General features: G+C 39.1%; 12 protein-coding genes. 3 read left to right on the plus strand and 9 right to left on the minus strand.

Features of this window, described 5'->3' with window-relative positions; genetic code table 11:
- Positions 1–355: 355 nt before the first annotated feature.
- From GJ691_RS06800 to GJ691_RS06835, 8 genes are all read right to left on the minus strand, one after another.
- Positions 356–937, minus strand: coding sequence for a hypothetical protein (locus tag GJ691_RS06800; RefSeq protein WP_154365149.1), 582 nt, complete (start codon positions 935–937; stop codon positions 356–358).
- A gap of 269 nt (positions 938–1,206) precedes the next feature.
- Positions 1,207–1,836: an Imm43 family immunity protein gene (locus GJ691_RS06805; RefSeq protein ID WP_154365151.1), complete on the minus strand. Its 630-nt coding sequence runs from the start codon at positions 1,834–1,836 to the stop codon at positions 1,207–1,209.
- Positions 1,837–2,129: 293 nt separating this feature from the next.
- Positions 2,130–2,813, minus strand: coding sequence for a lysoplasmalogenase (locus GJ691_RS06810; RefSeq protein ID WP_154365154.1), 684 nt, complete (start codon positions 2,811–2,813; stop codon positions 2,130–2,132).
- 6 nt (positions 2,814–2,819) lie between these two features.
- Positions 2,820–3,002: a CDGSH iron-sulfur domain-containing protein gene (locus GJ691_RS06815; protein ID WP_154365156.1), complete on the minus strand. Its 183-nt coding sequence runs from the start codon at positions 3,000–3,002 to the stop codon at positions 2,820–2,822.
- A 41-nt stretch (positions 3,003–3,043) separates the two neighbouring features.
- Complete coding sequence (locus GJ691_RS06820) at positions 3,044–4,471, minus strand: amidohydrolase (protein ID WP_154365158.1); 1,428 nt, start codon at positions 4,469–4,471, stop codon at positions 3,044–3,046.
- 98 nt (positions 4,472–4,569) lie between these two features.
- Positions 4,570–5,880 (minus strand): cryptochrome/photolyase family protein, encoded by a 1,311-nt coding sequence (locus GJ691_RS06825; RefSeq protein ID WP_154365160.1) that lies wholly within the window; start codon positions 5,878–5,880, stop codon positions 4,570–4,572.
- Position 5,881: 1 nt separating this feature from the next.
- Positions 5,882–6,571, minus strand: coding sequence for an SDR family NAD(P)-dependent oxidoreductase (locus GJ691_RS06830; protein WP_154365162.1), 690 nt, complete (start codon positions 6,569–6,571; stop codon positions 5,882–5,884).
- A 2-nt stretch (positions 6,572–6,573) separates the two neighbouring features.
- A complete protein-coding gene (locus GJ691_RS06835; RefSeq protein WP_154365164.1) occupies positions 6,574–7,068 on the minus strand; it encodes an SRPBCC family protein in 495 nt (164 codons plus the stop codon).
- Between the two features lie 101 nt (positions 7,069–7,169).
- Here GJ691_RS06835 and GJ691_RS06840 point away from each other — a divergent pair, with 101 nt between their 5' ends.
- The 3 genes from GJ691_RS06840 (at position 7,170) to lacZ (ending at position 12,607) form a co-directional block, all read left to right on the plus strand.
- Positions 7,170–8,333, plus strand: coding sequence for a T9SS type A sorting domain-containing protein (locus tag GJ691_RS06840; protein WP_154365166.1), 1,164 nt, complete (start codon positions 7,170–7,172; stop codon positions 8,331–8,333).
- Between the two features lie 89 nt (positions 8,334–8,422).
- Positions 8,423–9,274 (plus strand): DUF2911 domain-containing protein, encoded by an 852-nt coding sequence (locus GJ691_RS06845; protein ID WP_154365168.1) that lies wholly within the window; start codon positions 8,423–8,425, stop codon positions 9,272–9,274.
- A 120-nt stretch (positions 9,275–9,394) separates the two neighbouring features.
- Entirely contained in the window at positions 9,395–12,607 is a 3,213-nt protein-coding gene (gene lacZ / locus GJ691_RS06850) for a beta-galactosidase, LacZ type (RefSeq protein ID WP_154365171.1), read from the plus strand.
- A gap of 58 nt (positions 12,608–12,665) precedes the next feature.
- On the opposite strand, the gene GJ691_RS06855 is transcribed toward lacZ, so the two are convergent.
- Positions 12,666–14,402 (minus strand): sodium:solute symporter family protein, encoded by a 1,737-nt coding sequence (locus GJ691_RS06855; protein ID WP_154365174.1) that lies wholly within the window; start codon positions 14,400–14,402, stop codon positions 12,666–12,668.
- Between the last annotated feature and the right edge of the window lie 88 nt (positions 14,403–14,490).

The raw sequence follows: 14,490 nt of genomic DNA on the forward strand, positions 1-14,490 counted from the left end.
TATTCAATTACTTTATGATAATGGTTTCTAAATCACCAGCGTCACGCTCGTGCCATATTGCTACGATATATAACAGTAATCATCAATGTTCTATTGTAAATAAATATATCTAATTTTTGTTGAATCAATGAGGTCACAACCCTTTTAAAACCTGATTATGGGTTTTCCTGAACCAACACACCTTGGGTAATCAAAAATTGTGCCGTGGCATAGGTGCCCATGATCAATAAGTGGGAGTAGGGGACATCTATTATTGACACTCGCGTTAGCCGGAGGAATTGGTTACGTTGGCGCTAAGAAGGCCGCACCAAAATATTAGGATGATATATAGGTAGTTGTTTTTCATACTACTAGGTTATGATTGTTTTGTATTTAGGTACTTATAGAAAATTGTTTTAAACTTTTCAGGGTATTTGTTTTCTTGTATAAGCTTTTCTCGCATTAATTCAACTCTTGCTCCAGGAGTATAGTTGTTTTTAATTTTTTGATAAAATGGATCTTCTATAGGTAAAAAGGCTATTTCTTTGTTAATATAATAGCGTTCGTCTTCTAATAGCTGGTATTCTTCTTTGTAATTAAAAATACCTTGTAATTCTTGTTGAGAATATTTACTGATAATACGCTCTATATAGGTTAAACCTTTAAGAATGCATTCTCTATCTCTAAATTCACAAATAGGTGTTTTATAAGGGACATTTTTTATAAGGCAACATGTTTCAATATTGTATTCTTCACCTGTTGGGGTTTTAAAAATAAACTCTACCATTTTAGAGTCATCATAGCCGATATAGAGGGTAACAAAAGGGTTTTTAAAATTTACATAGGACACCTCATCTGTACTACCAGTTATAGCAAATTTATGGGTAGCAAAAATGTTGCTGAATATATTTTCAACATCATTCCTCAATTCTTGATATCCCCAATTTTTACTGTACATGTTTTCTATTAAATTTTTATTAACTCTACCTCGTCACGAGTATAATACTCACGCTTGTCTTTATCCTTTACATTTTATATTCGCGCCAACGGGGGCATTTTGAATTTATGTTTTATGTTCATTCTTTATTTATTCTTTCTCATTATTTTGTTGCTCGAGACCTGCTTATTGTTGACGAGACGAGCGTGACGCTCACGCTTTCGAGGAAAGAAAATAAGATGTTTGAATTGTTTTAAGATCATTTTTAAATAATTGATAAAAGATGGGAACTAAATTGGCCTTGGGGAAGTAGTTTCTACTTCCTCAAAAACACATCCCTTAAGATCATTTTTTTCAAGTGCTGATTTCGCACTTTCTGTTATAAGGAGTTTACTTGGGGTTTCTCTTATACGAAAAATTGGCGGTAAATATTCGGTTGATTTCAACACGAGTTTTTCAATAAACCCTGGTTTATTTGGATTCAATTCTGATGGTTGATAAATTGAATTTTCAAAATCGAAACAATCTTCTCTATTGACTATTGTTAATGCTTTATAATTTAATGCCGTTTTAATTTCTGATTTTAAATTACCTGTTTCATCATAAATACTCTCTAAATAAGTATCATCAAGCATTATTACCTTAGTAAATATAGCTTCAAAATCATCTATTTCATTCAAGATTGAAATCATTCTATCACTTAAAATAGGCACATTTAAATCTGTAAGAGGATAATCAAATTCTGGTATAATATTAAAATTGGCTCTAAACAAAATATAATCAGGTAATTTATCTTTATACCTAGAACTCAAAAATAATGTAGAAGCCTTATCACTATTTTCAAAAGGAATATGAAAAGCATCTCTCTCCATATCTTCTGAGTGATTGTAATCCCAATTTATACTATATATCTTTTTCATTAATTTAACTTTGATGGTTGCCAATTAGTTAAAACATTTGTTGCTCTATTCTCTATTGCATTAATAATATTTGTAATCTCAGTATCTGATAATCCATTTAAATTAAAGACATTAATGTCGTCTGTCTCTATTAGGTCATCAATTTGCACCCGAATTGCATCCCCGGCTAGCGCGAGCGTCACGCTCGTGCCCGTATTGATACGAAATATAACAGTAATCATCAATGTTCTATTGTAAATAAATGTATCTAATTTTTGTTGAATCAATGAGGTCACAATCCTTTTAAAACCTGATTATGGGTCTTCCTGATCCAGCACACCTTGGGTAATCAAATATTGTGCCGTGGAATAGGTACCCATGATCAATAAGTGGGAGTAGGGGACATCGATTAAAAATTTATTGATCGCCAATATACTATCGGAGGCAATAAAGAACAATGCTCCCCAAAAAACCAGGTTAAAACTGTATTGCGGCACCTTGCCTTTTCTTCCAAAGGCCGCTAAAGCCATAAAGAGAATAACGGCTACATAAAAGATAACGGGAATTTTAAGGGCTCCAAGTCCGGCTTGTATCTGAAAGAAGAGAAAACCCCCATAAAGGACCAACAGACCTAAAACCAACCAAAAGGCTCTTGAAAAGGGGATATTCCGCTTTCTAATGAAAAGGATGGCGTATACCACATGTGCCAAAAGAAAGGAAAGGAGTCCGGCTACGAAATAATTCGATAAAATACCATCATACATCAGAAAAGCATCACCCAGCCAAGAAAAAAATAGGGCCATCAGCATTAACCCATAGGTAGGTTTCCCAAGTTTACGCCCATTAATGGCAAAATAAACCAATAGGGAGATTAAGATCAAGGGTTTGGTAAAATGACGCATGGCATCATCCCCAATACTACCCACATACAAATCGATCAAAACGATGAGGGTGAATAGGGGCAGGAAATAGGTAGGCTTTCGGTTGGCCTTACTCATAATTATTTAGCTGTCTTTCCAACCCACCTTATTATGGGTGCCGTCGCAGAATGGTTTGTTGTTAGAGGCACCACAACGGCAAAAGGCAGTCGTTTTTTCCTTGGTTTCTTCGTTGCCATCCGCATCGATGATGGTTATTTGACCATCTACCAATAAGGGTCCGTTCGGTTTAATTTTTACTGTTGTCATGGTTATACTATTTTGTTTAGATTCAATTTTAATCAGAAAACCTATATCCCATTTAGTGGTGGTGGCCCATCTGGAATTATAGGCTCGTATTTTTCGCTTCCTTTGCGTTCTATGTATTCGGCTTTTACTTTTTGAACCAATTTCGGATTTTCGAATAGATCAACGGCGGTCATCCCCAAAGCCTTTGCGGCATGTACCATTCCTTTATGACCAATGCTCATTCCCCCGCAGGCAACTACGGCCCATGAATGCCAAGGTGTATCTTTTGGGGCAACGGTGACACCAAGGTTTATATTGGGTACGTTCCAACTTACATCGCCCACATCGGTAGAACCACCTCCGGGATGTTCCTTGGTTTCTTCCAAGGGTCGAATTTGACTATCCATACCAACTTGGGGCTTACCTGTCGATTCTTGTATTTTCTTCCCAAAAGCGGTTTCTTCGGCCGTATAGGTCAAAGGTCCGAGTAATTCGAGGTTCTTTTGCATGATCTCACCTCCTGATCGGTTAACAAGCACTTCGTAAATCCCGGAAATCAAAGAAATCTTATAATCCACATTGGCCATGATGGCAGCCCCTTCGGCCATTTTCTTAACCTGCTCATAAACGGGCATCATCCCACTTCGTTTGGTATCGCGAACCCTGACCCATAATCTGGAATAATCGGGTACCACATTTACCACTTGTCCGCCATCTTGAATATGGTAATGTATGCGCACCGTTGGTTTTATATGTTCCCTGTAATAATTGATCCCTGTCGTATACAATTCCAAGGCATCGGAAGCACTACGGCCGTTCCAAGGGTCACCAGAGGCATGTGCGGCCTGGCCATAGAATTCAACTTTAAAATCTACCAAGGCCAACGAACTTTGAACATCCGCTTCGGTTTTTGCGGAAGGGTGCCAACTTAAATTCACATCAACATCATCCCAAAGCCCTTCACGAACCATCCAGATCTTGGCAAAATACTTTTCTTCGGAAGGGGTTCCCAAAAACTTTATGGTGCCCTTCAACTTCCCATTTTCTATAAGTTCTTTGGTCGCGATGGCAGCCCCTAAACTTGCCGCTCCAAAGAGATTATGGCCACAACCGTGTCCGGCAGCACCTTCTTTTAATGGTTCTTTTGTGGGCTGGGCCTTTTGTGAAATTCCCGGCAAGGCATCAAACTCCCCAAGAATACTGATCACCGGTTTTCCCGACCCGTAGGTAGCGGTAAAGGCTGTGGGTATACCTGCAACCCCTCGTTCAACTTTCATTCCGTTTTTCTCGGCATAATCGGCTAAGATCTTGGATGACTTGTGTTCCTCAAAAGCGGTTTCGGCCGCTGCCCAGATGGAATCGCTAATTTTTATCAATTCCGTTTTGTGGGTCTCTACCGAGGCAACCAAGGCCTTCTTGTTACTGTTCATTTTTTGGGCCGATACCGTAAAGGAAATCAGCACGAGAATCGCAAAGAGGTGTTTTTTCATACTAAAGGGTAAATGGTGGTTAAATGAGAGAATATTTCAAAGGATTTAAATATCTATTGAATTATTCCTTGCTTGGATATAAATATACTAAAAATGTACTATCCAAGTGCCTCTTTGTAAACCTTTAAACAACGTTCCCTAGCCATTTTATGGTCTACCATTTTAGTAGGGTAGGTCAGTTCCTGAAGTTCAGGGACCCATTGGTTGATGTACTCATGTTTTTTATCGAATTTATCGATCTGTGTGGTGGGATTGAAAATACGGAAATAAGGGGCGGCATCTACACCGCTACCAGCTGCCCATTGCCAATTGCCCACATTGGAACTCAGTTCAAAGTCCAACAATTTTTCAGCGAAATAAGCCTCTCCCCATCGCCAATCGATCAACAAATGCTTACAGAGAAAACTGGCGACCAGCATACGTACCCGATTGTGCATATATCCCGTTGCATTCAATTCGCGCATTCCGGCATCTACCAATGGATAACCTGTTTGCCCATGTTTCCATTTTTCGAATTCTTCCATATTGTTGCGCCAAGGAATACGGTCATATTTGGGCTTAAAAGCGTTGTTTATGGTGTGGGGAAAGTGCCAAAGGATCTGCATAAAGAATTCGCGCCAAATCAGTTCGTTCCAAAAAACCTCATTTTTTGAAGCGATGGCTTTCGTTACAATTTTTCTGATGGAGACCGTTCCAAATCGTAAATGTGGGCCAATCCTTGAGGTTCCATTGTCTATTCCCGGAAAGTTCCTCGTCGCTTCATAATTGTCTATCAGGTTATCAGAGGTGGTAAAATCAGGTACTTTTATATCAGAAGTTTCAAAACCTATTTGCTCTAAGGTCAGAAATGGAAGATTTTTATTTGCAATAAAGTTATGGGGTAACTTATGGTCTTTTATTTGCTTTGATAGTGCACTTGAATTGAATTTTTCTTTCCATTTGTTCTTGTACGGCGTATAGACCACATAGGGGTCACCATCGTTTTTGACAATTTCTTCCTTCTCGAAAATAACCTGGTCCTTGTAGGTATGGAAAGTGATGGACTTACTTTCAAGGAACTCCTGTATACGTTTATCACGTTTTATGGCATAAGGCTCATAGTCGTGGTTGGTATACACCGCTTCTATATTGAAATCCTTGTAGATAGATTCGAAAACTTCCAAAGGTTGCCCATGATAAATGCCCAATGAACTATTGAAATCCTTTTTTAACCGCTCAGAAATTCGGGTAAGCGTTTGGTGTATAAAAGTAACCCGAGCATCATTTTTAGGTAATTGAAGCAAAATTTCCTTATCGAAAATAAAAATGGGTAGCACATGGGTAACATTTTTCAAGGCGTGGGCCAGTCCCACATTATCATCGAGGCGTAAATCCCTCCGAAACCAAAATATCGATACTTTTTCTTCCATATTAATTTACGTTCAGGGTTGATAATCCACCATCTACACCAATAATCTGTCCGGTTATCCATGAACTATCCGGACTAAGAAGAAACTGGGCTATTTTTGCCATATCGGTTGCTTCCCCAACTCTTTTCAAAGGGTGTCTTTGTGCCATCATTTCCTTCTTTTTATCATTGTTCAACAATCGAGCGGCCAAGGGGGTATCCACAAGGGAAGGTGCAATGGCGTTTACCCGTATCCTAGGTGCATATTCAGCGGCCAAGGATTTTGTAAAACCTTCTATGGCTCCTTTCGCAGCAGCTACACTGGTATGAAAAGGCATTCCTGTCTGTACGGCCACCGTACTGAAAAAAACGATACTTGAACCATCGGCCAATTTCGGTAAAACATCTTTCACCACATTTACCAAACTAAAAAAGTTCAACTGCATATCTTCCTTAAAAGTATCGACCGAGAGCATTTTAAAGGGTTTAAGGTTAATACTGCCCGGACAGTAAACAAGTCCGTTCAATTGCTCGGGCAATATTGAAGTGTCCAATGCATCGGTAAGCGCATCGAACGGAATGTGTTTTATGTTAGGTAGATCGGTTACCTCCCAGGTTCGGGAAGCAATATAAACATTGTGGTTTTCATGAAGTAACCTTGCCAATGTCAGTCCTATGCCATGAGATCCACCTATTAGTAGAATATTTTTCATTTTTAAATCGTTTTAATGTTCAAAAAATTAGCTTCACCCTTCATCTTACCAAAGAGCTCGGTAAGCTTCTGTTCCCTATAAGCGAATATGGTTTTCAATTGCCCCTTTATCATCGGGTAGGCCAAACGTCCCAGTAAGCCAAAAGGGAGTTTAATATCTATGATGTCTTCCATGAGTACACCATTTGGGATTTGCTTTAAAAAGTGTTTATGGTGCCATAGGGCATAGGGACCAAATCGTTGTTCATCAACAAAATACTCACCTTCTTTCACATGGGTTATTTCTGTTACCCAACGTGTGGAATATCCTGGGAAGGGGGTTACTTTATACTGTATGATCTGTCCTGGAAACATTTCCCTATCTGCTCCCGATAGAATATTGAATCCCATGTGGTCGGGCGTAATCGTCGCCAGGTTCTTGGGATCCGATAAAAACTCCCACGCTCTATCAGGGGTAATGGGAAGGGCTTGACCGGAATGCAATTGATGTAATTTCATGGTGCATGGATAATAATGTTTAACAAATGTAATGAAAGATTAAACAAAAAAGAAATTTGATACTGTTATCATTTTCGTAAATTGTCGTTTTCCAAGATACTATGCGATATCGTTTGTTTTTTATTCTGATCATGTTCACCTTTTCTAGGGTAATCGGCCAAGTTTCGACGGAGACCGTTGGGCAATTGCCAATGGAATTGAATGAATATTCAGGACATATTTTTTTTGATGGCAATTTGATTGCACACAATGATTCCGGCAATGAACCCATTTTGTATGTATTGGATACCTTATCCATGCAAATAACGAAAAGGGTTAACGTAGTAAATGCGGAGAATATGGATTGGGAAGACATTACCCAGGATGATGACCATATCTATGTTGGTGATATTGGTAATAATTTGGGTACGCGTAAGGATCTGGTCATATATAAAATCTTGAAGGGTGACTTTATCGGCCAGGATGAAGTAAATGCAGAAATCATTTCTTTTGCGTTTGAAGACCAGGAAAACTTTGATGATAATGGGGAAAGTGACTGGGATGCAGAAGCATTGACCGTTGTGAACAATGAATTATGGATCTTTACGAAACAATGGGTAACACAGGGGACGGTAGGTTACAGTGTGCCCAAGGAACCGGGGAACCATTTGGCAAAAAGAATGGATTCGTATCAGGTAAACGGATTGGTTACAGGGGCCACATACAATGAACTTAACAATGACTTATTGTTCTCTGCCTATTCCAACACTTTGCAACCTTTCGTTATAAGGATCAAGGATGTAGATACCTCGGGTATTTTTGATGGTACAGTAGAACATATTTCCTTGGATATTGATTTTGCACAAGTTGAGGCGATAACCGCAATCAGTGCCCAACGTTACTTCATCGGTTCTGAACAATTCGAAAGAAGCAACCTATCCATAAGTTTAAATCCAACATTATACAGTTTGCAGTTTAGTCCAGAGGAGGAGGTTAATGAGGAAGAAATCCCTGAGGAGGAAGAATCGCCAAATAATGATCAAGAAGAAGACCGCCTGCTACTTTATGGCACTTATGATTCTGAAGTGCTGAGTTATGATCTGCTGTCAGATAAATCGGTTTTGGCCCAAGCAATTTTCGATACTTCAGGGAAAATGGTCAGGTTTCAATTAGGTGCCGATATTGAAAACAACAATCTATACCTGAATACATTAAAATCGGGTGTATACTATCTCACCGTTTATTTAGGTGATAAAGTACTTTCCGAACCTTTCCTGGCCTATTGACCGTATGGTTTACTTATATTTAAGAGTTTGTTAACAAATGTGACAGTTCTTTATAATTAGTTTTGGAAAAACTATAATTCAACGACAAAATGAAAAAACTAGTAGTATTAGTATGTGTGGCTTTGGTTTCCTTTTCGATGGAAGCGCAAATTACGACGCCACAAGCGAGTCCGTCTTCAACATTGAAACAGACCGTAGGATTAACAGATGTGACCGTAGAGTATTCCAGACCTTCTATGCGCGGTAGAACCATCTTTGGTGATTTGGTGCCTTATGACAAATTATGGAGAACCGGAGCCAATGGGTACACCTTGATTACCTTTAGCGATGATGTGAAAATCGCCGGACAAGATGTAAAAGCGGGTACATATTCTATTTTCACGAAACCGGGCACCGCTTCTTGGGAAGTTTTCTTTTATACAGACACACAAGGTGGTGGCACACCAAGGGATTGGGATGATAACAAAGTTGTTGCAAAAACGACGGCACAGGTATTTCCTATGCCTGAAGGGACTACCATAGAAAGCTTTACGATTACCATTGATGATTTGACCTCTAGTTCTGCAAATCTTGGTTTAATGTGGGAAAATGTATATGTAGCAGTTCCTTTTGAGGTACCTACTGACGTGGCAGTTGAAAAAGATATTGAAAGGGCCTTAGGTGGTCCAAGTGCGGGAGATTACTATGCAGCTGCCGTATATTACTCAAGTGAAGGGAAAGACATAAACAAGGCCAAGGAATGGATGGATAAAGCCATGTCAATGACCGAAAAACCTGCTTTCTGGCAATTAAGGCAACAATCGTTGATCCAGGCAAAGTCCGGTGATAAAAAAGCGGCAATAGCTACTGCAAAAAAATCTTTGGCAGCAGCAGAAGAAGCCGGTAATGCAGATTACGTTAAAATGAACAAAGACTCTTTAAAAGAGTGGGGTGGTATGTAAAATCCACTTTATATGATTTTAAGAAACCCTGTCCTTTTCGGCAGGGTTTTTTTATGCTTTTATGGATATAAATGTGATGGGATCTAGTACTTTTATATAACCACCATTCCATAGAAAACCATGCATAAATGTTTCTATTACCTCGCTATTTTTTTTACAACTATTTCTTGTAACCAGTCTATTGAAAAGCCAGAATATACGGCTGAAATTTGGGAAAATCCTGAATGGGAAAACCCAGAGGTCTTCCAAATAAACCGTGAAGCCCCATCCGCATCTTTTTACCGGTATACGAGTATTGAAGATGCCCTTGAAAACGACAGCTGGGAAAACTCCCCATTGTACAAATCCTTGAACGGCACATGGAAGTTTTATTATGCAGAAAACCCAACGAAGCGCCCAACGGAATTCTTCAAGGAAAATTTTGACCTACGGGGTTGGGATTCCATTCAAGTGCCATCCAATTGGGAAATTCAAGGCCATGGCATTCCTTTTTACACGAACATAACGTATATGTTTCCTGCCAATCCACCCTATATTCCACATGAAATAAATCCCGTAGGTAGTTATGTGCGGGAATTCGCGATACCGGAAACTTGGGACGATAAGGATATCTATCTTCATTTTGAAGGCGTTAGCGGTGCCATGTACATTTGGGTAAATGGTAAAAAAGTAGGCTACAATGAAGGCAGTAAGACTCCCGCTGCCTATAATATCACTGAATATGTACAGGTAGGAAAAAATTCCATTGCCATTCAGGTATTACGTTGGTCAGATGCCAGTTATCTCGAAGATCAGGATTTTTGGCGGTTAAGTGGAATTGATCGGGATGTTTATGTATATGCCACGAACAAAACGACCCTAAAGGATATAAAAGTGATTTCGGATTTAACCGATGATTACAGCAATGGCCATTTAGAAGTACAATTGGCGTTAAAAAATGCTTCAAAAAATGTACCCCTTCTAACGGAAATACAATTATTGGATGGCGATATCGAAGTATATAATGAGGCAAAAAAAGTGGAAGATAGGGAAGGGGGTATATCAATGGATTTCACGAAAGCCATTCCCAATGTAAAGACATGGAATGCAGAAACCCCAAATCTTTATACCTTATTAATCAGCCTGCTCAAAGAAGATGGTACTGTTTTGGAAACTACGTCCATTAAAGTTGGTTTCAGGAAAATTGAAATCAAAAACAACCAATTTTTGGTCAACGGGAAGGCCGTTTTATTAAAAGGGGTAAACCTGCATGACCATAATGATAAAACGGGGCATGTGGTTAGCGAGAAGCTCACTTTTAAGGACCTTGAACTAATGAAACAGAACAACCTCAATGCCATTAGATGTAGTCACTATCCAAAGAACCCCCATTTTTATAGGATGTGTGATACCTATGGGTTTTATGTTATTGATGAGGCCAATATAGAAATACACGGAATGGGAGCCACCAACCAAGGTCTTGATGAAAATTTGGAAGTCCAAAAAATACATCCTGCGTATCTTCCCCAATGGAAGGCCATGCATTTAGATCGAACCATTCGAATGTTCGAAAGGGATAAAAACCATCCTAGTATCATTACATGGTCATTGGGTAATGAGTCCGGTAACGGAGCTAATTTCTTCGCAACCTATGATTGGTTGAAATCCCATGATAAAACCCGGCCCGTACAGTATGAAGGTGCTACTTCCTATGAAAACACCGATATCCAAGCACCGATGTATATGCGAATTCCCAATATGATAGCCTATGCGGAGAACAATCCCAAAAGGCCTTTGATACAATGTGAATATGCACATGCCATGGGGAATAGTGTTGGCAACCTGCAAGAATATTGGGATGTTATCGAAAAATATGATGTTTTACAAGGTGGATTTATTTGGGATTGGGTAGATCAAGGTTTATTGACAAAATCGGAAGACGGAGAAGAATACTGGGCTTATGGGGGTGATTTAGGTGGAAAGGATTTTCAGAACGATGGTAATTTTTGCTTAAACGGATTGGTAAATCCCGATAGAACGGCACACCCTTCTTTACATGAGGTCAAAAAGGTGTATCAATATGTGAAGTTCAAAGCAACCAATGCCGAAATCGGGGATATTACCATTAAAAATGACTACGATTTCATCAACCTGAATCAATTTGCCTTCCGTTGGAAATTGTTCAAGAATGGCCTTGAAATCGCGAAAGGGGATCTACCTACATTGGATATACTTCCGGGGGATTCAAAAAGGATAAACATCGCCTTACCTAAATTGAATACGGGCGAAGGGGAATATTTCTTAAACCTCTATGCGTATACCCGAGAAACAACTCCTTTAGTTCCAAAAAATCATATAGTCGCCTATGAGCAATTTCAATTATCCGATTTTATTCCGGATACTTTTACAACCACCAATAGCAATGGTGGACTAGAGATTTACTCTAAAGAAAAAGTGGTTACCATATTGGGTAATGGCTTTGAAGTGCAGTTCAATTCTGAAAAAGGGGAATTAACGTCAATTGACTATGGTAACGGTAATATATTGGTAAAAGGCATTACCGCCAATTTTTGGAGGGCGACTACCGATAATGACTTTGGGTATGATATGCCAAAAAAACTGAAGGTTTGGAAAGATGCTACGGCAAATCAGGAATTAGGGAAAACCACACTGGACTTAAGTTCTGAAAATGGTTCTTTGGATGTTCTGGAATTGAATGAAACCCCTTTTAAAATCGATAATGGTACTATTCATATTACTACGGAATATACCCTTCCTAGTGTGCAGGGTGGGGTAGGACTTACCTATGATATCAATGACAAAGGAGAAATCAGGGTTACCACAAAACTATCGAATATTTCGAAAGATTTACCGGTATTACCAAGGTTCGGCAATAATTTCATAATAAAGAAGGAATATGAAAATGTAAACTGGTATGGTAGGGGTCCGTTTGAAAACTATCAAGACCGTAAAACCGCAGCTTTGGTCGGAAAATATGGAGCAAAGGTAGATGACCTATACTACCCGTATATCAGGCCTCAGGAAAATGGAAACCGTTCCGATGTACGTTGGGTCACATTCAAAAATGCCAACGGGGCAGGTATTCAGGTTTATACCCTAGATTTATTCGATTTCAGTGCCCATCACCAATACAATTCAGATTTTGATGCGGGGGAAAGTAAACAACAAAGACATACCATAGATATTGTAGAACGCGATTTGATCAATATCAACATCGATTATAAGCAAATGGGTGTTGGTGGTGATAATAGTTGGGGGTTAATGGCATTGGATGAATACCAGATCCAACCTGAAAATTTATCTTTCAGTTATATCATCAAACCACTGAGGTAGTTTCTAAAAACTAAATCGTTTATCCCAGATAATATCCGGTGTTGGTTTTAAAACCCATTTAGGTTTGTATGGGTGGTTTTTTCAACAATCTATCAAAAGCTTCAAATACAAAAGAGAAAAGAATGACCAATGCCGCACCAATAAAGTTCAACCATAAATAACCTAATTTTTCCTGTCCTTCAGGGTAAATATAGATCAGGTTGTAATAGGTAATGCAAACCAATGTCTGCGTTAGTATCGCTGAAATAAATACGGCATTACCTTTTACGTATTTAAAGAAAAATGCCAAAAGGAAGATACCAAGAACATTACCATAGAATATACTACCTATAATATTCACCAATTGGATCAGATTATCGAAAAGGTGGGCGATACAGGCGATAACAATGGCCACTATTCCCCATAGCAGGGTAAACCCCTTTGAAACACGAACATAGTGTTTATCAGAGAAATTGTTATTGTTTTTCCTCCTTTTATAAAGATCCAAGGCCGTTATGGTTCCCAATGCGTTAAGTTCCGAAGCCGTAGAAGACATGGCCGCCGATAAAATTACCGCCAACAATAATCCTATGAGCCCTCTCGGTAGATTGTTCAATATAAAATGGATGAAAACATAATCCTTATCATTGGTTTCAATTGAATCATCGGATAATTTGATCAACGCCTTGGCTGCGACCCTATTGGTGCTATCTTTTTTGTTTATGCCGATAATCTGCATCTTGGCCGCCTCTATCGCCGTATATTCTTTTAAATCCAACGCAATGGCATATTTGTTCTGGGCTATAATCTTTTCAGATTCCAATTCAATTTGTCGTTGTTGTAAAACTTTGTAATCGTCGGCATAATCCGAATTCATAACACTACTGGTTGCCGCAGGATTAAAGTTAAGGGGAGAGGGATTGTACTGATAAAAAACAAAGACCATGACCCCTACCAATAAAATGAAGAACTGCATGGGAATTTTAAAAATCCCGTTGAAAACAAGGCCTAATTGGCTTTCCCGTACCGATTTACCTGATAAATAACGTTGTACTTGACTTTGGTCAGTTCCAAAATAGGCCAAGGCCAAAAACAATCCGCCGGTGATACCGCTCCAAAACGTATATCTACTTTTAGTATTGAAGCTAAAGTCAAGAATATTAAGTTTATCACTAGCACCAGCAATTTTAAGTGCTTTTTCAAATCCAATATCATTGGGTAAATAGCCTAGGATAAAGAAAAAGGCCATGAACATACCGGTAATGATAATGAACATCTGTTGTTTTTGGGTCACACTAACGGCCTTGGTACCTCCGGATACGGTGTAAATAATAACCAATGTGCCAATGATAATATTCAAGGTTCGTAAATCCCACCCAAGAACGGCGGACAAAATAATGGACGGTGCAAAAATGGTAATCCCCGCTGCCAAACCACGTTGCACCAAAAACAGAATGGCCGCCAAAGATCGGGTTTTAAGATCAAATCTATTTTCTAAAAATTCGTAAGCGGTATAAACCTTTAATTTGTGATAGATGGGAACAAAAACAAGGCATATGATGATCATGGCCAAAGGAAGTCCAAAATAGAACTGGACAAACCCCATACCATCATGAAAGGCTTGGCCTGGAGTGGATAAGAACGTAATGGCGCTGGCCTGTGTCGCCATGACCGAAAGTCCGATCGTCCACCATTTAGATTGGCTCCCACCCCTTACATAATCATCAACGTCTTTACTGCCACGGGTTTTCCAGACCCCATAGCCAACAATGAATAAAAGCGTTCCTGAAAGAATGATCCAATCTAATGTCCCCATATTACATAAAAGCTGTCATAAGATAACTAAAAAGCAAGATATAGATGGCATTCAATACCAAAACCAAGGTATATTCCTTTTTCCATTC

The sequence above is a fragment of the Maribacter luteus genome, assembly GCF_009674825.1.
Classification (GTDB): domain Bacteria; phylum Bacteroidota; class Bacteroidia; order Flavobacteriales; family Flavobacteriaceae; genus Maribacter_A; species Maribacter_A luteus.